We start from the raw sequence: 19,735 nt of genomic DNA, 5'->3' as shown, positions 1-19,735 counted from the left end.
GTGGCATCTGACGGGACCGGGCTCGCGCGCCGAGCAGCCGACGACTGGCAGGTCATCCCGCGCGTCGCGGGTCGGCTCGGGACGGCCTGCCGTCGTCCGGGGCCGCTGGCCGGTCGCGGCCGTTCGGGACCGGTCGATATGACCGAGGCGGACCGGCCGTGACCCGAGGTCGCGCCCGGCCGGTCTGGTCGGCCACGATGACGGACATGATTGCTGCGAATCGTCGATGGGCGGCCCGCGCCGGCGCCAGTCTCGGCCTGCTGCTGGCTGCCCTCGCCCTGCTGCTCGGCCCGGCCGCCCCGGCCAGCGCGCACGCGGTGCTGGTGAGCAGCAGCCCGGCCGCGGACGTGGTGTTGCCGAACGCGCCCTCCGAGGTGGTGCTCACGTTCAGCGAGAGCGTCCGCGAGGTCCCGGACAAGATTCGTGTCCTCGGCCCGGACGGCACCCGGGTGGACCGGGGCGACCCGACGTTCAACGGTGCGGTGATCACCATCCCGGTCGACACCTCCGGAGCTGACGGCACCTACCTGGTCAGCTATCGGGTGATCTCGGCCGACAGCCATCCGGTGGCCGGCGCGTACACCTACTCCGTCGGTGCCCCGTCGACGCCGCCGTCGGCCAGCGACGCCGACAAGGTGAACCCCGTGGTGGGCGCGGCGGTGCGGATCTTCAAGTACGTCGGCTACGCCGGTCTGCTGCTGCTGATCGGTCCCGTGATGGTGCTCAGCCTGCTCTGGCCCCGACGGCTCGACCGGGGCGGCCCGGCCCGGCTGATCTGGACCGGCATCGGGCTGATCGCGCTCTCCACCCTCGCCGGGCTCTGGCTACAGGTCCCGTACACCACCGGTGGCGGGGCGTTCGCGGTCAGCGGCAGCGCGTTCGGTGACGTACTCGGCAGTACCTTCGGCGCGGCCCACCTGATCCGACTCGGCATCCTGGCCGCGGCGGTGATCCTGCTCCGCCCGCTGATCGTCGGCCGGGCCGGTCGGGGCGACCAGATCCTGCTGGCCGTGCTCGGGGTGGCCGGCCTGTTCACCTGGCCGATCGCCGGGCACGCGGCCGCCTCGCCGGTGCCGGCGGTCTCCGTCGTGGTCGACGGCGCGCACCTGGCCGGCATGGCGGTGTGGCTCGGTGGGCTGGTCATGCTCGGCGGGTTCCTGCTCCGCCGCGCGAACGACCGGGAACTCGACGCGATCCTGCCGGTCTGGTCCCGCTGGGCGACCGTCGCCGTATCCGCGCTGCTGCTCGCGGGAATCGTGCAGGCGCTGATCGAGGTGGGTTCCACTTCCGCGCTGGTGTCGACCACGTACGGCCGGTTGATCATCGCCAAGGTCGTGCTCTTCGCCGCGGTCATCGCGGTGGCCGCGTACTCCCGGGAGTTGGTCCGGCGGCGGCTCTTCGCCGACGGGGCCGGGACGCCGGAGGACGGCTACGTCGACTACGAGCCGCACGACGTTGCCGAGCCGCACGACCTTGCCGAGCCGGACGAGCCCGGTGAGTCGGACGAGTCAGACGGGCCGGAGGACGGCCCCGAGCGGGACGAGCCGGACGACGCCCCTGAGTCCGATGACGCCCCTGAGTCCGATGACGTCGTTGAGTCCGGCCATGCCGTTGAGCCGGACGAGCCGGACGAGGTCGGGGCCGCGGACGAGCGCTCCGGGGCCGCCAGCTCGGCCGGGCGGATCCGCCGAGCGGTCTGGGTCGAGCTCGCGATCACCGCGGTCGTGCTGGCCCTCTCTGCCGTACTGGTGCAGACCCCGCCGGCCCGGACCGTCGGCGAGTACGGTGACGCTGGCGGTGCCGGCTACTACAGCACCACGCTGACCAGCTCGCTCTACTCTTTGCAGGTCGAGGTGGACCCGGCCGGGGTCGGCAGCAACACGATCCACCTTTACGCCTACACCCCGGACAACAAGCCCCTGCCGGTGGTGGAGTGGCGGGCCACGGCCGCCCTGCCGGAGCAGGGTGTCGAGCCGATCGAGATCCCCCTGCTGCCGCTCACCGACAACCACGCCACCGGCGAGATCAGCCTGCCGACAGCGGGCAGCTGGCAGCTCAGCTTCACAGTCCGGGTGTCAGACATCGACCAGGCCACCGTGACCAGCACCGTGCCCATCAAGTAGAGAGGTACATCATGATCCATCACCGTCGGGCCGCGCGCGCCGCTGCCCTCGTCCTCGGAGCCGCCATGATCGGCGTGTTCGGGCTGGCATCGTCGGCGTCCGCGCACGTCACGGTGAACCCGAGGGAGGCGACCCAGGGCGGTTACGGTCGCGTGGCGTTCCGGGTACCGACTGAGAGCGACACTGCGTCGACCGTCAAGCTGGAGGTGGCGTTCCCGGAGGACGCGCCGCTCGCCTCCGTCTCCACCATGCCGGTCCCAGGTTGGACGGTGGCGATCGAGAAGCGCAAGGTGGATCCGCCGGTGGAGGTGCACGGCAGCCAGGTCGGCGAGGTGGTCTCCAAGATCACCTGGACGGCGTCGGCGGACGCCGGGATCAAGCCCGGAGAGTTCCACGAGTTCCCCGTCTCGATGGGGCCGCTGCCCAAGGTCGAGAAGTTGGTCTTCCGGGTCCTCCAGCACTACTCGGACGGCAAGACGGCGCGCTGGATCGAGCCGCCGGCCGCTGACGGCACCGAGCCGGAGAACGACCCCGCCCCGGTGCTGAAGCTGCTTCCGGCGGCCGAGGCCGGCACGCCGGCCACCTCCAGCCCGGCCGTGGCCCAGGACCAGCCGGCGGCGTCGAACGAGGACGACCGGGACTCGGCCGCGCTGGGGCTGGCGATCGCGGGCCTGGTTGCCGGCCTCGCCGGTCTTGCCCTGGGCGGGCTGGCGTTCGCCCGTACCCGCCGGCAGGCCACGCCGCCCGCCGCCTGATCTCTTCCCGTACCAAACGGTGCTCTCGCTGGCCCGTCGGCAGTCCTGCCGGCGGGCCAGCGGCGTTTTCGGTTGATAATCCGTGTTGAAGTGATTTCGCTCGGTATGGTACGGCGGGTACGGCGACCCGCCGCCGGTCGCACGGCGTCGTCGGCGGAGACCGCGACCGGAGGGAAAGAGACGACATGCGCTTCGTGCGGCTGATCGCCGGGATACTCCTGCTCACGATCGGGCTGCCGGTGCTCCTCGTCGGCGGTGGACTGTGGACACTCTCCGAACAGCGCAGCGGCGAAGGGGCCTTCGTCGCCCCGCTGGACCGGGTCGAGACCGGCGGACACGCCCTGGTCGTGCCCGACCTGGCCGCGATGCTGGATCGGGACGCGCCCTTCCTGGCCGAGGGCCGCACCGGGCTTCGAGTCGTCGCCCGCACCGGGGCGGAGCCGGCGTTCCTCGGTCTCGCGCCCACGGCCGAGGTCGCGAGCTACCTCGGCACCTCCCGGTATGCCCGGGTCGACCGGGTCAGCGTGACCCGGGGCAGCCTGCCGGTACGCGTCGACCAGGCCGACGAGCAGGCCACGGCAGTCGCACCCGCGCTCCCTGCCGAGCGGGGACTCTGGATCCGCAGCGGCCTGGGCACCCTGGACCTGACCGCCGACGACGTACGCGCACCCCGGCTCAGCCTGGTCGTCATGCGTCCGGACGCGGGTGCCGGCTTCGTCGCCGACCTTCGTGCCGAGGTACGCCCCGGCTGGCTCGATCCGGTCGCCTGGATCTCGCTGGCGCTCGGCGGCCTGCTGGCGCTCTTCGGCGTCGTGTTGCTGGCCCGGCCCGTCCGGCCGCGCGAGGTGGTGTTCGTCGTCGAGCCGAGTCAGGTGCCGGCGCTCGCGGCCAGGCTCGGCGTCGCTGCCCTGGACGAGATCGAGGACTCCCCGACCTGTCCGGTGGGGGCGCCGGAGCGCCGAGTGAACCTGCCGGCTCAGGCGGGGGGCCTGCCCGATCGACCGGTGGACCAAGGGGTGCCGACCGGGACGGCGCCCGGCAGGCTGGTGCCGGCGGACCGGCGGGTGTCGCCAGGACGGCCGGCGACGCTGGCGGACGTGTTGACCCCGACCGCCGGCACTCCGGCGAGAGGGGCGACGGTAGGGGCCGAGCCCGCAGCGGTGGCAGCGGAGTCCACAGCGGTAGGGGTCGAGCCCGCAGCGGAGTCCACAGCGGTACGAGTCGAGCCCGCAGCGGAGTCCACAGCGATGCGAGCCGAGTCGCCGCCGCCCGCGCGCCTGGTCTGGCCGCCGATGAACCCGGCCGCCCGTGCTCCCGCTCCCGCTCCCGCACCCGCACCGGTGCCCGCGCCACCACCCGCGCCGGTACCGGCACCCTCGCCGACGCCGCCGTTGCCGGTCCCGGCACCACCGATGCCGGCGCCACCGAGGCCCGTACCGGTTCCGGCAGGCAACGTCGCTCCGCGATCGGTTCGGCGGATCTCGCTGCGTCCGGCGACCCCGGGAGCGGCGGTGTACGACGTCGGGCAGCCGGGTGCGGGGCGTTCCGTCCTGAATCGGCCGAGCGGTTACGAGCCGGCGACCAGGACGGCGGCGATGGCGGCGGCGTTGGACGTTCCGCCGGGGCGGCACGGTGGCAACGTCGGGCCCGGGCATCAGCGGGCGGCGACCCAGGACGAGGAACCGGCAGGGCGGGCGGGCGAGATCAGACGACCCAGTCCGAGGCCGAGGCCTCGCTGACCCGGGCCGCCTGAGCAGTCGGGCCCGGGCCCTTCCCGCTGGGGATCTCGGGGATGGACGGCAGGTGGCCCCCCGCGCTGCCGACACGGGGGGCCACCTTCACCGGGGGATCGGTGTACCGAAGGGACGTTTCAGATGTTGTCCCCAGATTAGCCGCATCGAGGGGTACTAGATAGATCTGTCCATTTGGTGCAACTTCTTGCTACTGCTGGCTACTTGGTTCATGTTTCGGAGTGTCGGTGTCCGAGTCCGTCTCAGGTGACTGCCGGCGAATCGGGTGACTGCCGGCGAATCGGCAGCACGACGAGCAGCAGCAGCGCGAAGAGCACATAGATGTTGCGCAGCACGAACTCCACCGGGGCGTCGGTCCGGTCGTAGGCGCGTCCCCAGTCGTAGTACGAGACCACCCCGTACACGATCGCGGCGGTGACCAGCGCGGCGAGCGCCAGCATCGCCACCCTGCGGCGACGGCCGGCCCGGCCGGCGGCGGGATCCGCTGGCCGCAGTCCGGTGGATGGGTCGCCGGTTCGCAGCCCGGCGGCCGGATCGGCGGGTCGCAGCCCGGTGTCGACCAGCACCACCACCGCCGGGATGAACCAGTACGCGTGATGGGTCCAGGTGATCGGGCTCACCAGGACGGCGACCAGCCCGGTCAGGGTCAGCCCGCTGAGTTCGTCACCGGCCCGGGCGGCTCGGGTCGCCCGCCACAGCCCGTACGCCGCCACGGCGACCACCAGCACCAGCCAGAGCACCTGGTTCGGCCTCTCCGGGGTGGTGAAGCGGTTGAGCAGCCCGAAGAGCGACTGGTTGCCGGTGTAGTCGGGCCGGCCGACCCGGTCGGTCAGCCAGAGTTCGTGGGTCCAGAACCGCCACGATTCACGCGGCGCGATCGCCGCCGCCAGCAGCGTCGCGCCGGCCGCCGTCGCGGAGGAGACCAGCGCCGCCCGCCAGCGCCGGGTGGCGAGCAGATAGACGATGAAGATCCCCGGATAGAGCTTGAGCGCCGTCGCCAGCCCGATCCCGACGCCGGCCCAGCGCGAGTTCCGGGGTACGGCGAGGAGCAGGTCGGCCAGGACCAGCGTCACGAGCAGCATGTTGATCTGGCCGAAGATGAGAGTCTCCCGGGTGCTCTCCACGGCGAAGGCGAACGGCACGGCCAGTCCCGCCGCGAACCACCGGGACACCCCGTGCCGGTCGGCGACCGACGATACGAGCCACCAACTGGTCACCAGCAGCGCCAGTACGGTCAGCACGGTGAAGACGGCGGCGGTGATCCCGATCTTGAGCTCGGCGAAGGGGCGCAACAGCAGGGCGGTGAAGGGCGGGTAGGTGAAGTACAACTGGCCCTGCAACATGTCCGCCTGCACGTAGTCGTAGAGCGGGTTTCCGTCCGCCCACCACCGCATCGCGCTCATGTAAATCTTGAGATCGTAGAAGTTGTGTGGGTTGCTGAGCAGATAGAGCAGCGGCACCGCCGCGGCGCCCAGCACCACGACGACGATCTGCCGTGCGGTGCGCCCGCCGGGATCGTCGTCGGTGGCAGATGGCACGGGGGGTTCGGCTGACACGGGAAAACCCTAGCGGGCCGTTCTGTCCACAGCGTTGAGGCGCGGGTCCCTGAGCTACGCGTAGTCTGATCGTCGTGGCTGATCTTCTCGTCTGGGTCGACTGTGAGATGACCGGACTCGATCTTGGCAAGGATGCCCTGATCGAGGTCGCTGCGTTGGTCACCGATCGTGATCTCAACGTGCTCGGCGAGGGTGTGGACGTGGTGATCCACGCCGACGAGGCGGCGCTGGCCGGGATGCCGGAGATCGTGCGGGCGATGCACGAACGCTCGGGTCTGACCGAGGAGGCGCGCCGCTCGACGGTGAGCCTGCGCGAGGCCGAGGACCTGGTGCTGGAGTACGTCACCTCGTTGGTCAAGGATCCGCGTACGGCGCCGCTCTGCGGCAACTCGATCGCCACCGATCGCGGCTTCCTGGCCCGGGACATGCCACGACTCGACGCTCACCTGCACTACCGCATGATCGACGTGTCGTCGATCAAGGAGCTGTGCCGTCGCTGGTACCCCCGGGTCTACTTCGGCCAACCGGCGAAGGGGCTGGCCCACCGCGCCCTGGCCGACGTCCGGGAGAGCATCCGGGAGCTGGAGTACTACCGGCGGACGATCTTCGTACCGTTGCCCGGGCCGGACGTCGACACCGCCAAGGCGATCGCCGCCGAACTCTGAGGGCCGGCGGCGGAGTGGTCGCGCCGCTGCCGTGGATCAGGGTGTAACCCGGTCGACGGCGGGGCGCCAGGTGTGGCTATCATTGGTCGTCGCCCCACCGGGTCCGCCGACCCGGTGACGGGGATGTTCGTGATCTGGACGTTCGTGATCTAACTGAACATGGTGGCTGTAGCTCAGTTGGCAGAGCACCGGGTTGTGGTCCCGGGTGTCGTGGGTTCAAATCCCATCAGTCACCCCACTTGCGGATCTCTGATCCACAGTCAGACCCCCTCCTCGGAGGGGGTCTGAAGCTTTCTGGTGGCCTTCGCGCTTCTGGTGGCCCTCGCGCTTTCTGGTGGCCCTCCAGCGGAACGCCCCCGCCTCCCCGGGGCGGTTCCGCGGGGGAGCGGGGGCGACGTCGCGCGCCAGGAGGCTCTCGCCGCCGGCTCAGCCCGCGGCGGTGCCGGCGGTCGGCTCGGTGGTGGTCGGCGCGGTCGCCGTCTCGCCGACCGGGATCGCGCTGCCCTTGACGTACTCGTCCCAGCTCATGTTCCAGTCGGTCCAGCCGTTGCCGTTCTGCAGCTTGCGTTCGGTGCCCTTGACCACGATCGGGTCGCCGACCCGGGTCTGGTTGAACAGCCACTTCGCGTTGGCGGTGGACATGTTGACGCAGCCGTGCGACACGTTCGTACGCCCCTGCGAGGCGACCGACCAGGGCGCGGCGTGGATGAACTCGCCACCCCAGGTGAGCCGCTGGGCGTACTCGATGTCGGTGATGTAGCGGTTGGCCGGGTTCGGGTCGTCCATGGTGTTGAAGACGGTCTCCTTCAGCTTCTCGATGACCACCATCGTGCCGCTGGAGGACGGGGTGCTCTTCTTGCCGAGGCTGACCGGGATGGTCTTGATGACCTTGCCGTTCTTCTTGACCGTCATCTTCTTGGTCTTGTTGTCGACGGTCATCACCACCGCCGGTCCGGTCTTGATGTCGACGGTCAGGTCGGCCCGGCCGTACCAGCCACCGCCCATCGGCAGCCCGCCGGTCTGGATCTTGTAGAAGATCTCGGTGTTGGCCTTCCAGTACGTCTTCGGGCGGTAGCGCACCTCGGTCGGGCTGACCCAGTGCCAGATCCCTTCCTGGGCCGGAGTGGACCGGACGGTCATCCGGCGCTGCACGTCGTCCCGGTAGTCCTCCGGCACGGCCCGGCTGAACTTGACGATCAGCGGCATGCCGACCCCGACCGTCTGACCGTCGCCGAGGAAGCTGGTCACCCGGATCTGCTTGCTCGGCTTGGCCATGGTGGTGAAGGTGCTGGTCGTCGTCGCCGGCTTGCCGTCGTCGCCGGTCGCGGTCACGGTCGCGGTGTACGTCGTACCGTATTCGAGCGCCTTCTCCGGCAGCCACCTCCCGGCGGCGGTGAGCGCGCCCTTGACCGGCTCACCGGCCGCGTTCTCGACCTCGACGGTGGTCTCGACGGCGTCCTTGCTGGCGAAAACGATCTCCGTGGCGGCGGGTACGTCCCGGGCGTCCGCGGCCGGGGTGGTGATCGCGGCGGAGGCCTTCGGCCCCTGCTCGGCCTCGCTGCCGCCCTGGAACGACGGCCCGGCGCCCTTGTCGCCGTTGCCGGTGCAGGCGGTCCCGGTGATCGCCAGGGCGCCGGCGATCAGGACCGAGGCGAGCGCGCGGAGCGGCACGGGTCGTCGGACCCGCGTCGCCACACCCCGGTCGGAGGTACGACGGGTCAACTGATCTCGGCCTGGTCGCATGATCCCCTCACACTGCTGTTTTCCACAGCTGTACCCACTCGGTCCGTACGGTCATCCTCTCGCAATGACGTTCGTGGGCAAATTTTCGTTTCCTGCCGTGCCGAAAAACACCATCGTGCGGGGTCGATTCATCCCCTTGGTGGTGCAATGTTTGTGGTGTCGTCCATGATCAACCCCGGTCAGTTGCCCAGGTCGGCGGAAACCGGCAGGGCGCTGCCCTTGACATACTCCTTCCAGGGCAGGTTCCATGCGGTCCAGCCGTTGCCGGAGGCCAGCTTCCGCTCGGTGCCGGTGATCGTCACCGGGTCGCCGGTCTTGGTCTTCTCGAAGAGCCACCGGGCGTGCGCGGTGGAGACGTTGACGCAGCCGTGCGAGACGTTCCGTCGCCCCTGGTCGCCGACCGACCACGGCGCCGCATGGATGTACTCGCCGCCCCAGGTGAGCCGCTGGGCGAAGTCGATGTCGGTCACGTACCGGTTGGCCGGGTCCGGGTCGTCGCGGGTGTCGAAGACCGTGCTCTCCTTCTTCTCCATCACCACCATGGTGCCGCTCGACGACGGGGTGCTCTTCTTGCCGAGGCTCACCGGGATGGTCCGGACCAGCTTGCCGTTCTCGAAGACGGTCATCTTCTTGGTCTTGTTGTCGACCTTCATCTCGAACCTACTACCGATCTTGGCTGTCGCCCTGCGGTCGACGTTGCCGTACCGGCCGTTGCTCAGCGGGATGCCCTCCAGCCCGATCCGTACCCGCAGCGTGGTCCCGGGCTCCCAGTACTCCGGGGCCCGGTAGTACGCCTGGGTGCCGTTGGAGACCCAGTGCCAGGCACCGGGCTGCGGTGGGTCGGAGTCGACGAACATCCGCCGCTGCACCTTGGCCCGGTCCTTCTTGGCGATCCCCGGCGAGAACTCCACCACCACCGGCATGGCGACGCCGTAGGTCTTGTCGTCGAAGAGGTAGAGGCCGGAGCCGATCACCGACCTCGGCTTGGCCATGGTGGTGAAGGTGGTCGTCCTGGTCTCCGTCTGCCCGGACGGGGAGGTGGCGGTGACCTGCGCGGTGTAGGTCTTGGCGTACTTCAGGGGCGCCTCCGGCACCCAGGCCGAGCCGTCGGGTCGCATCGCACCCTTGACCGCGCCCCCTCCGGCGACGGTCAGGCTGACGTCGCTGACCGTTCCTCCCTTGACGCTGGTGCCGATCTCGACGCTCACCGGCTGCTTCTTGGCGCCGTCGGCCGGAGTTACCGCGAAGTCCATCGGCTCGGCGGGTGGTGTCGGAGTCGCGCTCGCTCCCGCCGCGCCGCCGTTACCGCTGGCGAACTGTGGCTTCCTGTCTCCGTCGTCGCCGCACGCCGCCACACCCAGCGGCGTGGCGACCGCCAGAGCGATGATCATCGCCCAGTCGCGCGTGCTCCTGCCCATCCCCACCTCGGTCCACTCGAATCCCGGGAGACATCGTGCCCTATGGGAGCCACAGTTTTGATCCCGGTCGCCGAAAGTTATGGGCGGAATGCCCGTTTCGCTCGCCGGGACGAGCCGGTCGTGGTCAGCGGGGCAACTGATTGGAACCTCCTCGCGCGGCCGTGTTAAGGTTTCTCCCGTTGTCAGCGAGCGCCGCTAGCTCAACTGGCAGAGCAGCGGACTCTTAATCCGCGGGTTCGGGGTTCGAGTCCCTGGCGGCGCACCAACGATCAAGGCTTTGACCTGGGTTCCCACCTGGGCCGGGGCCTTTTTCATTGCTGCCGCCGCAGCCGGGGTGCTCGGCGGGTGCTCTGGAGCCGTTGGACCGGGCTGGCATGGGTGGGACGCGGTGTCTCGCCATCGGATAGGTGAATCTTCCATGCGCCGCCGTGGGTAGGCGTCCTTCCGAGGAACTCCGGTCAGAACGTCAGGGTTCCTTGGAATCCGGCGGCACCTGTGCAGCGAGTCCACCTCGGTGACTAATCCGGCACGTTGACGGGCAGTGGCGTGAAGGACAATCTTCTCGATGCCGAGGGAGGGCGCGAGTGGCGGATTCACGTAGGGATGAACTGATCGCTGTGTATGGCGCGCTCCTCGACGACGCAGCGGCTGAGCCGGATCGCGTCGACAGGCTGTCTGATCTGGTCGTCGAGATCCTGAGCCGTTGCGAGGTGAAGGCGCGTCGGTCTCGGCCGGGCGTCCTGACCTCGGCCAGGACTGTCGCCGTGCCGCTGCCCTCGATGAACATCTCGCTGGAGATCGCTGGCATCGATGAGCCATTGACTGCGGCTCATGTCGCCATGGTGGGAGCGCGTGCCACAGCGACGCTGCGACCGGCAGTGCTGTCCATGCAAGGCTTCGATGCGGAGTCGCTCGAGGTACGCGATGATGTGATGCTGCTCGATCGACACCATCTTGAGGCGATGCTTGGCGGGCTCGTCAACCCGGTAGAGCTGCTGGAAGCTGTCGCCCAACAGGCGATCTTCGACGCTCAGCCCTACCTCTCCCTGACCCGGTTTCTCACAACCCAGCAGCCGGCGCCCTGCCCACAGTTCGCGCCGCCCGATCGTGTACCCCCGCCGTGGAACCTGGTGGACAGGGTCGAGGGCGACGTGCGCATCCGTCAAGTTCTTGGAGGCCGGCCGGGCTGGCCGGAGATGACGGGCATGGCGGTCATGGATGACCGGAGGTTGCTGCTCACCACTGCGGATGGGTTGATTGAGCTTGATGTAAGGCGTGGTACCGGAACCTGGTTCCTGGCGATGCGAGGGCTACGCGGTGCCCCCCTCGTTCGGGGGGACGGGTCGGTGTGGGTGATCTGTCATGACACCGTCATCGCTTACTGCGACGAGAAGGTTGTTCCGACCGCCGGTGGTCTCCGCGGCATCGTCGGTCTGTGTACGGATCATGAGGGCGACGCGTGGGTGCTGTCGGGAACCGGCGTTGAGTTCGGCGAGGGCTCCGACACACTGTTGCTGACACGCATCGGAGACCGGTTCGGGCGGCAGCAGACGTACGCGGTCGGCTTCAACGCGAGCGTTCACAGCCTGACATGGCTGCATGGCCGTAGCTTCTATCTCGCGGCCGGCGGCAACAGCGGTGTTGTTGATCTCTCCCGCAGCAGCGCCGTGCGGTCAGCTGACCAGGTCAGATCGGAGCAGCCGTATCCCAACCACGTGATCGCGCTCAACCCCTGGACGGTTCTCACCGGATCGGCAAGTGGCAGTGGCGTGGGCGTAACGATTTATCGCACCGACGTTCTCGGCCGGAGTACCGAGCTGCTGGCGCGGTTGCGGCTGAACAAGGTTCAGGGCATGGCAGTGGCCCTAAACAGGCATGTTTATATCCTCGGCGACGTCCGCGGCAACGATCTTCAGCTGCCTCGACCGGTGATCCTCAAAGCGACGCTTCCACACCAGACCCAGCCTGCCGGGGTAGGTATGGCGACGCCGCTTCATCAGCTACGGTTGGCGGCTAAAGGGGAGCGGCGCGACTACGCTCTGGACCCCAAACCAATTGCCGACGGTGGGCAGGCGGTTGTCTTCGGCGCTCGGCACCGCGCGAGCGGTGCCCGAGTAGCGTTCAAGAGGCTGAAGATTAAGAATCCGGAGAACGTCGCGCGCATGCGTCGCGAGGTCGAGGCAGGGCAACGCTTCGGCGATAATGCTCACGTCGTACCGGTCCTTGACTTCGACCCAGCCGCCGGTTGGCTCGTAATGCCCCTGGCGTCGGACACTGCGGCCGAGACCCTCGACGAGTTTGAGAGTCCGCTGGGTCTTCTCGAACTCGTCAAGGCGATTTGCGAGGGCCTTCGGCAGCCACACAAGGACGGTTGGGTTCACCGTGATCTGAAGCCGCCCAACATCTTGAGGATCGACGGAATCTGGGCCGTCGCCGATTGGGGACTGGGCCGACGGCCGCGGGGCCGGACCAGTCAGCCCGGACGCACCCAGGTCGGCGTGCTCTACGGCACCGAGGGCTTCGCCGCGCCGGAGCTGTCCGACGATGCCCACGAAGCCGGCCCGCAAGCCGACATCTACAGCCTCGGACAGCTCATTGGCTGGGCTTGCACGAAGCAGTGGCCGCGAGCCAACCGGCCGCTGGTGCCAGCGGAGACGCCCTGGCACACCGTGGTCGAGGTGATGACCCGCGACGACCCGCCCCAGCGACCGGCCACGGTCGACGATGTCCTAGCGCTGGCGATGTCTGCCGTGGCAGCCACCGGCAATTCGCAGGCGGCTCCAGACCTCGAGCCGTTAGTCCACAGTCCCCTCGTGGTCGCCGTAGAGCCGGAGCGCCAGCCTGCAGCACAACGGGTGCTCACGCCGGCCCCGGTTCTAGGCTCATCCAACGAGCCGATGGTTGTACAGGGTTTGCTGGGGCGTGTGGAGTTCGACGGCCGCGTCGTCACAATCGTCAAGGACGGCCTTGGCTCTCAGATGAAGGGTCGTCGTGCCGTAACCATCAATCAGATCGACACGGTCGCTGTCAAACCTGCTACACGCTGGAACCACGGCTATATTCAGATTATTGTCGAGGGCCAGTCGCCGGTGCCTGAGCAACGCGGCTTATTCCTCGGCGGCCGGCCGCCTATGGAAGACTCACTGTCGATGTCCTTCCGGTATCGGACCAATGAAGAGATCAGCCGGTTGAAGGAGTCCATTGAGGCGGCCATCGGGCGTGAGCGGAGCGTCCAACGGTGAGCGGACCAGCTGTGGTGCTGAGGAAGCAGCGGAGCTGTGGGTTACTATCAAAGGCGCTCCAGGAAGCGGGCTGGATAATCGGCGGATACCCGGAAGCCGTTGGACTCGATTTGGGTGGCCTGGACACGTCGTCGTTCCGTGGACGTCCACTCGTCGTCATCCTGCAGGGCCCTTCGCGTTGATCGGGGCATCCGGTCCCTAACCAGGCGTCGACGCGCTCCCTCCGAGTCCCTCCGAGTATCCACGCGGAGGCGGTTGTCGCCGATTACGCTGGCGGCGTGGGAGGACAACCTCGGGTTCGTGTGCAGGGGGACCTCTATCACCCGGTGGTGCCGCCCGGTGCCGTGTATGTGGGGAGGCAGGGGTTCGGGTTGCGGCGTTCTCCCTGGGCCAATCCGTTCAGTCTTCGTGGGCATGATCGGGCTGAGGCGTTGCGCCTGTACCGGCAGTGGCTGGTGGGGCAGCCGGCGCTTGTCGAGCGGGCGCGGCGGGAACTCGCGGGAAAGCAGTTGGCGTGTTGGTGCCGCGTTGAGGACGCCTGCCACGCTGATGTTCTGGCCGAGATCATCGGTTGACGTGTGGTCCTTTATCGGGCGGTGGGCCGTCTGGGCGCGTAGACGCCGCCGATGCTGAAGGACTGCGGTCTTGCCGCTTGGTTGCCCACGTAGAAGGCGACGTCGCGGTCGGCGGCGCAGAGCTGGTCGAGGAACTTTTGTCGGAGTTGATCCGCAGCCTCCGCGTCGGTGAGCTGGGTCAGACGACGTTGGAGGGCGACGAATTCCCAGTCCCAGAGTGTCTGCTGGTGACCGCGGCAACGGCGGTCTGCGCATCGGTAGTGGTAGGCGCCGGTGAACCGCGGTGCCTGGAGAGGGCTGCGCTTGGACGGCTCCAGTAGGTCGAGCTGGTTAAGGTAGCCCGCGATCTTCCTGTGGTCCTCGGCCGACCAGCCGGGATGGCGCTTGACTCGTAAGGCCGAGATGTCGGCGGCGCGGATCAATCCGATCGATCGTGCGCTCGGGTCGTCGCGGGCCTGCTGGTTGAGCCGACACATGGAGTCTTCGACGAGGGGATCGAGGAGATTTCGACGCGACTGCTGGTTGGTGATGTGCCGCTCGGTGGTGATGGTTTCCACGATCGGCTTCCAGCTTTCGCGGCGCTGGTCCTGCCTGGACGGCAGTGCGTCGAGGTGGACGATGTCGTACTTACGGAACTTGCTGTCGTCGGCCAGATCGCGGAAGTGGATCGGGTAGAGCCGAATCCAGCCTGTCCAGGGCGGTTCCAGGCCGAGCGCGCCGACGCAGACTGTCTCCCCGTAGCGCGCGGAGGGATTGGGAGCCGCCTTCACGGTGATTAGGAGGCGGAGTGCCGTTGGTCGTGTCAGTACTGGCTTCGATGGCGGATCCTCGTCCGCGCCCGGTCCCCACAACGGAAGTTGTCCCACCAGAACCACCAACATCGCTGAATGTGGCTTCCTGTGCACTTCTCGTTACATAGAGAGTCTCGCATCTAAATTCGCCAGGCGCTAGCCATTGGAGGCGACGTGGCCTCTGCCTGAGTTCACCTGAGGGTGGTGGTGACCAAGGTCGTCAGGGCATCAAGGTGCGCGCAGTGTTCCAGGAGCTCGCGGTCGACTGCGCCGAGCTGGCCGTACTGGTCGAGGAAGCTCGCGTGAAAGTCTGGGCGGTCGGGCCATATGCGGGTGGTGAGGCGTACGAGGTCGCGGGCGGGCAGGTCGTAGCGGCTGTGCTCGAAGTCGATCAGGCGAACGACACCGTCGTCGCCGTAGATCATGTTTCGGGGCATGAAGTCGAGGTGACACGGCGTGGCCGGTAATGGAGCGAGGTCTTGGAGGGCTCGCATGTGGGCGCGTACCTCGGCGCGGTAGCCGAGTGTGATTCGGTTACCGGCTTGATGGATCCAGTGCTCGGCGCGTTCGGCGAGCCAGGCCGTCCAGTCCGGTTCCAGTCGTGGGGGTCCGGCGGCGTGGAGTGTCCGCAGTAGCAGCCCCGCCTGGCGGTAGGCGTTTCGCTCAACCTCGGGATCGAGCTTCCGCTGGCTGAGGGGGATACCTGGTACGGCGGTGATGGCGATCGCGGGCGGATCGTCGGTTGCCGCCAGTAGGCGAGGCGCCCGGTCGCCGAGGGCCGATATCCAGGTTCGATAGGCGTGCACCTCCTGCGTGTGCCGTTCGTGTGTGCGGTGTTGTTTGACGATGACCTCGCCATGCTCTGCGGTCGAGGCACGGAGCACCTGAGTGCCGGCGTGGCCTAGACGATCTATTCCAAGGGGTCAGTGGTCGTAGGCGGTGAGTGAGCGTATGACGGTTTGGCCGGTGTGCCAGTTGTGCCAGATCGCGGCGGTCATCGCGAGGATGCGTTGCAGGACGCGTACGGCCACGCCGGCAGGGGTGCGACCGCCGTGTTGTTCCAGGTCGAGTTGGCCTTTGAGGGTCTGGTTGACGGGCTCGATGCGTTGCCGCATCGCGCGGAGCAGTGTGCGGCCGGGGCGTGGCTTCTCGGTTCGGTAGGCGGGGCGGATCATGGTTACGCCACGCTCGGTCAACTGCCGTTCGGTGGTGGCGTCGCGGTAGCCCTTGTCCACGATGAGGATCAGCCCGTCGGGATGGGTCAACAGGCCGGAGTCCAGGTCGAACAGGTCGACCAGGACCTCTCGTTCGTCGGTCTTGGCGGTGGTCAGGGCGAACGCGACCGGCAGTCCGTGCGCGGTGGTGACCAGGTGTAGGCGTAGGCCCCAGAATCGGCGGGAGTGCGAGGCGCAGTAGCCGTAGGTGGCCCACCCGGCCAGGTCGGAGCGTTTGACGGTCTCGCGGGAGCGTCCGCACTCCACCGGGGTCGAGTCGGCGATACGGACCGGGTGCCGCCACAGGTCGGTGTCCAGGACGAGGACCTGGATGAGGTGGGTGATCTGGGCGCCGAGCGCGCGGAGTCGCTTGTTGTATCCGGGCTGTTTCGGGATGTGGGGGAACAGGTGGGTCAGGTTCGCGCGGGCGTGGCGGATCCAGCGGGCTTCCTTGTGGTGGCCGAGCAGGGCTTGCAGGACCGCGAGGGTGATCAGCTCAGCGTCGGTGATCTTCGGGGTGATCCCGACCCTGGGTCGCTGCCGGTTGAGCTGGGGTGAGGCTTTCAGCTCGTCATCGATCTTGACGTACAGTGCGGTGGCGAGGGTGTCCCGATCGACGTGCACGTGGCCTCCATGGTCATCGTTGCTCAGCAACGTCGATCATGGACGCCCTCGCTTCTCGTGTCGCTACCCCTACCCCTTGGAATAGATCATCTAGGTGCCGCGTGACGGGTACCGCGTCGGTGTCGAGGAGGCGCCGGCAGAGTTGGAGAAGATCGGTGCTCATCGTCCGGGTTCGAGGTGCCGGGTGTCGTTGTGGGCGACGAGTTGCCAGATGGTGCGGCCGAACCGGTTGGTTGGGCGCTGCCATCGGGTGACCGAGGCGTGATCGGTGACGAAGCCGAGCCGTAGGCAGGTGTTCTGGGGGAGTGCGAGGAGGAGGTGGTTGGCTGCCTCGATGGTCTCGCCGTGGGCGGCGATGAGGATCCTTTGGCCGTCGTGCCGGGCGAGGATCTTCTGTAGGGCGCTGATTGCCCGGTCGAGGTACTGGTTCCAGGTTTCGGAGCCGTTGGCGTACGGCATGTCCGGATTGTGTTGTGGCGGACCCTGAAAGGCAGTCTTGATGTCTGCCCACGGTCGGCCGTCGGCGTCGCCGTGGTCGGGGCCGCGAAGTTCCGGCTCGACCGAGGACGGCAGCCGGAGCGCATCGGTGATGATCTCGGCGGTCTCGACTACCCGACGCCGGGGCGTGGAGTAGAAGACGGCGTAGGGGCGATCGTCGTGTTCAGTGGCAAGCCGGGCAGCGAGCTGGGTGACCTGGTGGCGGCCCTGGTCGGTCAGTCCGGTGCAGCCGCGTTCGCCGCCGACGATTCCGGTGACGTTGCAGGCAGCTTCGCCGTGGCGGGCGATGATGAGTTCGGTGGTTGGGGCCATCGGCAGGGCTCCTTCGGGGTGGTCAGGTCGGTGTGAACGGGTCGGGCCAGGGCCGGACAATGGGCCACGGGTGCCGGTATCCGTTGGTGCCGAGGTACCGGAGCGCCAAGAGGTGGTGCAGTTCGGCGTATTGCCGCAGCTCGTCTAGGTCGCAGAGGTTCGGCGCGATTGCGGCTCGGTAGGCATCGACGCAGTTCCTGATGATCTGCTGGCGGAGTCGCCCGTACGTCATCGAGGCGGTGACGAGCAGGCCGGCCAGGTCGTAGCCGAAAGGGGCGAGGGTGAGGTCGTCGAAGTCGACGACGGCGACGCTCTCTCCCTCAGCGAGGTAGTTGCGGACGTTTGGGTCCTTGTAAAAGGCCGCGGGCCGGCCAGGCCGGTCGAGAACAGCGCCCAGCGCGGCCAGGTCTACGCCGGTGACACGGGCGGCCCGATGCAGCGCCTCCCGACGCGGCCTGGTGAAGTCGGGAAGCACCTGCCCGGTCGATGTGGTGTGCGGTTGGTCGAGGCGCGCGGAGTGCAGCTCCCTCCGGTACGCGGCGTCGTGCAGTCGACCGAGTGCGGACGCCGCGCGAGGCAGGTCGGGCACCTCCGGTGTCCGGCCCGGCAGCCGTTCGAAGGCCAGGTGACGACTCGTCCGTGCGACCAGGTGCGGTAGGCGGACCCCGGACTCCAGCGAAGTGAGCCAGGCGTAATGGGCCGCCGCTGCCGAGCAACGTTGTGGGTCGTCGTACCGCTTGAGGAAGAGGTTGCTGGTCATGACCGTGCCGTCAGGGCGTAGCTGACGGTGGACCGGGTCGGATACGGCGGCACCGGCAGCCGTTCCCGGAGGATCGCGGCCAGGTCAGCTGGCCCACCCGCCGGAGGAATCCGGTATTTCGGGGTCGTGGCGAGGTATCGGGCGAGGTGCGTGGCGTCGGCGAACTCGAAGACGTGCTGCTCGTGCAGGACATCGAGCACGGTGAGATGGGTGGCGGCGATGTTGACCAGGTTGTCGCTGTGGAAGCTCTCGTAGAGGCTCGGACGGCTGGCAGCGTCGGGGTCGAGGTTCGCTGCTTGGACGAGCTGGTCGAGTTCGGCGTAGCTGTCCAGCGACTTGGTCACCAGGACGGCGACACCTCCGGGACGGAGGCAGCGGGCGATCTCCGCGACGACGGCGGCCGGTGTGGTCGAGTGATAGAGACAGAAGGCGGCTACCGCCGCGTCGGCCATCGCATCGGGCAGCGGTAGGTGGTGGAAATCGGCGCAGACCGTCGAGCCGACCTCATCGGCTTGGGCCAGCCGGGTCTGGACGGTGTCCAGCAGTGCGGACGAGGCGTCGACCGCGATAAGCCGTCGAGGGCGGAGACCGGCAGCGATCCGGAGCGTGGTGGTGCCTCGCCCGCAGCCGATGTCGAGCATGACCGCACCGGGCGAGGTCCGCTGGGCGAGTAGGTCGATGACGACTTGGGCGGCGTTTCGCCCAGCGATCTTGGCTTGGCGTAGCGCGCGGGTGCGTTCCGCGAGCCGGTCGTCGGTGCAATACAGGTCGCCGTGGACCAGCGCGGGGTCGAGGAACGGGTTAGCCGACATCGGTCGCCTCCCGTCCCGGCCCGGTTACGTCATCGGCTGGGCCTGTTGTCGTAGCCGGTCGAGCAGTCGGTTGGCTTGCCGGCGGTTGCGCAGTGAGATCAGTCGGACGTGCGGCCCGTGTTCCCGGATGAGGGTCTCGACCCGGGGCCGCATGGTGCGTCGGTAGCCGAGGATGTAGCGGACGAAGTTCCAGGTGATTCGGTCGTAGACGCCGTCGGCCTGGTGCTGGCCGCCCCGGTAGCGCAAGCGGCGTTGGGCGATGCCCCAGAGGCAGGTCAAGGCGGGTAGGTCGAGGAAGATCACGGTGTCGGCGGCGGCCAGCCGGATGGGTAGGGTGCCGGCGTAGTTGCCCTCGATGACCCACCGCTCGCTGGCCACGAGTTTCTCCTGCTGGGCAGCGAACTCGTCCTGGGGCAGCGGGTTCCACTGCTCGTCGTAGTAGATCGAGTCGAGGTGGGTCAGCGGCGCGTCGAGGATGCGGGCCAGTTGCCGGGCGACGGTGGATTTGCCGCTGCCGCCGCAGCCGATGATGGCGATCCTGTCCATGGTCCTCCAGGGTAGGCGCGGGACGGGGTGATGTCGGGCGGACACGGCGGCTCATGACGGCACCCGGTCCGAATGACGCAGAAGATGGTCGAGTACGTCGAGTTGGGCGGAGAGCCGGAACGGGGCGAGGCGGCGCAGGCAGTCGGCGATCAGGTTGGTGTGGTCGTTGGTGCCGGCGATCTCGGCGAGCCAGCCGACGCGGTTCCGTACGTCGATGGCGTCGGGGACTGTACAAATAACGGCTGATCGACCGATCAAGGGAGAGACGCCAGATGACGACCGAGACCACCGTGGGACAGCCGGCCGCTGGGCCGGTGGGTGCGGTCACGGATGAGCAGTTGATCGCGATG

General features: G+C 68.3%; 17 protein-coding genes and 2 tRNA genes. 9 read left to right on the top strand and 10 right to left on the bottom strand.

Translation table 11 applies throughout. The features are described 5' to 3' along the window. The first annotated feature begins 197 nt into the window (after positions 1-197). The 3 genes from ABNF97_RS29935 to ABNF97_RS29925 all read left to right on the top strand — a co-directional run bounded on the left by ABNF97_RS29935 (position 198) and on the right by ABNF97_RS29925 (position 4,617). Positions 198-2,123 carry a copper resistance CopC/CopD family protein gene (locus tag ABNF97_RS29935; RefSeq protein ID WP_502930566.1) on the top strand — a complete coding sequence of 642 codons (1,926 nt, stop codon included), beginning with the start codon at positions 198-200 and terminating at the stop codon, positions 2,121-2,123. Between the two features lie 11 nt (positions 2,124-2,134). Beyond that, complete coding sequence (locus ABNF97_RS29930) at positions 2,135-2,878, top strand: DUF1775 domain-containing protein (RefSeq protein ID WP_130464593.1); 744 nt, start codon at positions 2,135-2,137, stop codon at positions 2,876-2,878. A gap of 185 nt (positions 2,879-3,063) precedes the next feature. Then, positions 3,064-4,617 (top strand): hypothetical protein, encoded by a 1,554-nt coding sequence (locus ABNF97_RS29925; protein WP_349340574.1) that lies wholly within the window; start codon positions 3,064-3,066, stop codon positions 4,615-4,617. A 254-nt stretch (positions 4,618-4,871) separates the two neighbouring features. Here ABNF97_RS29925 and ABNF97_RS29920 read toward each other — a convergent pair whose 3' ends face one another. Next, the gene (locus ABNF97_RS29920; protein WP_130464591.1) at positions 4,872-6,185 is read right to left on the bottom strand and encodes a glycosyltransferase 87 family protein; all 1,314 of its coding nucleotides are present in this window, start codon (positions 6,183-6,185) and stop codon (positions 4,872-4,874) included. A 68-nt stretch (positions 6,186-6,253) separates the two neighbouring features. On the opposite strand from ABNF97_RS29920, the gene orn reads away from it, so the two are divergent. After that, on the top strand, positions 6,254-6,850 hold the full coding sequence (gene orn / locus ABNF97_RS29915; RefSeq protein WP_130464590.1) for an oligoribonuclease: 597 nt from the start codon (positions 6,254-6,256) through the stop codon (positions 6,848-6,850). 162 nt (positions 6,851-7,012) lie between these two features. Further along, positions 7,013-7,088 (top strand) — tRNA-His (locus tag ABNF97_RS29910). Between the two features lie 188 nt (positions 7,089-7,276). Here ABNF97_RS29910 and ABNF97_RS29905 read toward each other — a convergent pair. Together ABNF97_RS29905 and ABNF97_RS29900 are read right to left on the bottom strand one after the other, a co-directional pair. Continuing rightward, positions 7,277-8,593 carry a L,D-transpeptidase gene (locus ABNF97_RS29905; RefSeq protein WP_502930565.1) on the bottom strand — a complete coding sequence of 439 codons (1,317 nt, stop codon included), beginning with the start codon at positions 8,591-8,593 and terminating at the stop codon, positions 7,277-7,279. 179 nt (positions 8,594-8,772) lie between these two features. Then, positions 8,773-10,011: an Ig-like domain-containing protein gene (locus ABNF97_RS29900; protein ID WP_130464588.1), complete on the bottom strand. Its 1,239-nt coding sequence runs from the start codon at positions 10,009-10,011 to the stop codon at positions 8,773-8,775. Between the two features lie 189 nt (positions 10,012-10,200). On the opposite strand from ABNF97_RS29900, the gene ABNF97_RS29895 reads away from it, so the two are divergent. From ABNF97_RS29895 to ABNF97_RS29885, 3 genes are all read left to right on the top strand, one after another. After that, a tRNA-Lys gene (locus ABNF97_RS29895) sits at positions 10,201-10,276 on the top strand. A gap of 319 nt (positions 10,277-10,595) precedes the next feature. Then, positions 10,596-13,253, top strand: coding sequence for a protein kinase domain-containing protein (locus tag ABNF97_RS29890; protein ID WP_349340573.1), 2,658 nt, complete (start codon positions 10,596-10,598; stop codon positions 13,251-13,253). 278 nt (positions 13,254-13,531) lie between these two features. Then, positions 13,532-13,828 carry a DUF4326 domain-containing protein gene (locus ABNF97_RS29885; protein ID WP_346259380.1) on the top strand — a complete coding sequence of 99 codons (297 nt, stop codon included), beginning with the start codon at positions 13,532-13,534 and terminating at the stop codon, positions 13,826-13,828. A gap of 11 nt (positions 13,829-13,839) precedes the next feature. On the opposite strand, the gene ABNF97_RS29880 is transcribed toward ABNF97_RS29885, so the two are convergent. The 7 genes from ABNF97_RS29880 to ABNF97_RS29850 form a co-directional block, all read right to left on the bottom strand. Beyond that, complete coding sequence (locus ABNF97_RS29880; RefSeq protein ID WP_346259379.1) at positions 13,840-14,709, bottom strand: DUF8757 domain-containing protein; 870 nt, start codon at positions 14,707-14,709, stop codon at positions 13,840-13,842. Positions 14,710-14,810: 101 nt separating this feature from the next. Then, positions 14,811-15,503, bottom strand: a complete 693-nt coding sequence (locus ABNF97_RS29875) for an aminoglycoside phosphotransferase family protein (protein ID WP_349340572.1) — start codon at positions 15,501-15,503, stop codon at positions 14,811-14,813. Positions 15,504-15,542: 39 nt separating this feature from the next. Continuing rightward, on the bottom strand, positions 15,543-16,457 hold the full coding sequence (locus ABNF97_RS29870; protein ID WP_349340571.1) for an IS982 family transposase: 915 nt from the start codon (positions 16,455-16,457) through the stop codon (positions 15,543-15,545). A gap of 159 nt (positions 16,458-16,616) precedes the next feature. Continuing rightward, positions 16,617-17,267, bottom strand: coding sequence for a histidine phosphatase family protein (locus tag ABNF97_RS29865; RefSeq protein ID WP_349340570.1), 651 nt, complete (start codon positions 17,265-17,267; stop codon positions 16,617-16,619). Between the two features lie 22 nt (positions 17,268-17,289). Further along, the gene (locus tag ABNF97_RS29860) at positions 17,290-18,027 is read right to left on the bottom strand and encodes a phosphotransferase (protein ID WP_349340569.1); all 738 of its coding nucleotides are present in this window, start codon (positions 18,025-18,027) and stop codon (positions 17,290-17,292) included. Continuing rightward, positions 18,024-18,839: a class I SAM-dependent methyltransferase gene (locus ABNF97_RS29855; protein WP_349340568.1), complete on the bottom strand. Its 816-nt coding sequence runs from the start codon at positions 18,837-18,839 to the stop codon at positions 18,024-18,026. Before ABNF97_RS29855 ends, ABNF97_RS29860 begins: the two co-directional genes overlap by 4 nt. Before the next feature lie 24 nt (positions 18,840-18,863). Beyond that, positions 18,864-19,385 carry a P-loop NTPase family protein gene (locus ABNF97_RS29850; RefSeq protein ID WP_349340567.1) on the bottom strand — a complete coding sequence of 174 codons (522 nt, stop codon included), beginning with the start codon at positions 19,383-19,385 and terminating at the stop codon, positions 18,864-18,866. A 72-nt stretch (positions 19,386-19,457) separates the two neighbouring features. Between ABNF97_RS29850 and ABNF97_RS29845 the strand changes: the two genes are divergently transcribed. Beyond that, complete coding sequence (locus ABNF97_RS29845; protein ID WP_349340566.1) at positions 19,458-19,631, top strand: hypothetical protein; 174 nt, start codon at positions 19,458-19,460, stop codon at positions 19,629-19,631. The last annotated feature ends 104 nt before the right edge of the window (positions 19,632-19,735 follow it).

The sequence above is a fragment of the Plantactinospora sp. B6F1 genome (genome assembly GCF_040120695.1).
In the GTDB taxonomy this organism is placed as follows: domain Bacteria; phylum Actinomycetota; class Actinomycetes; order Mycobacteriales; family Micromonosporaceae; genus Plantactinospora.
Note: the sequence above shows the minus strand (reverse complement) of the source record. Positions and strands in the feature narration are given on the sequence as shown.

Excerpts from the sequence above, each read along its gene's own strand:
- ABNF97_RS29925 (WP_349340574.1), top strand. The coding sequence starts at position 3,064 with ATGCGCTTCGTGCGGCTGATCGCCGGGATACTCCTGCTCACGATCGGG.
- ABNF97_RS29935 (WP_502930566.1), top strand. The coding sequence starts at position 198 with ATGACGGACATGATTGCTGCGAATCGTCGATGGGCGGCCCGCGCCGGC.
- ABNF97_RS29905 (WP_502930565.1), bottom strand. The coding sequence starts at position 8,593 with ATGCGACCAGGCCGAGATCAGTTGACCCGTCGTACCTCCGACCGGGGT.
- ABNF97_RS29850 (WP_349340567.1), bottom strand. The coding sequence starts at position 19,385 with ATGGACAGGATCGCCATCATCGGCTGCGGCGGCAGCGGCAAATCCACC.
- ABNF97_RS29880 (WP_346259379.1), bottom strand. The coding sequence starts at position 14,709 with ATGTTGGTGGTTCTGGTGGGACAACTTCCGTTGTGGGGACCGGGCGCG.
- ABNF97_RS29900 (WP_130464588.1), bottom strand. The coding sequence starts at position 10,011 with ATGGGCAGGAGCACGCGCGACTGGGCGATGATCATCGCTCTGGCGGTC.
- ABNF97_RS29860 (WP_349340569.1), bottom strand. The coding sequence starts at position 18,027 with ATGACCAGCAACCTCTTCCTCAAGCGGTACGACGACCCACAACGTTGC.
- ABNF97_RS29865 (WP_349340570.1), bottom strand. The coding sequence starts at position 17,267 with ATGGCCCCAACCACCGAACTCATCATCGCCCGCCACGGCGAAGCTGCC.
- ABNF97_RS29845 (WP_349340566.1), top strand. The coding sequence starts at position 19,458 with ATGACGCAGAAGATGGTCGAGTACGTCGAGTTGGGCGGAGAGCCGGAA.
- ABNF97_RS29855 (WP_349340568.1), bottom strand. The coding sequence starts at position 18,839 with ATGTCGGCTAACCCGTTCCTCGACCCCGCGCTGGTCCACGGCGACCTG.
- ABNF97_RS29930 (WP_130464593.1), top strand. The coding sequence starts at position 2,135 with ATGATCCATCACCGTCGGGCCGCGCGCGCCGCTGCCCTCGTCCTCGGA.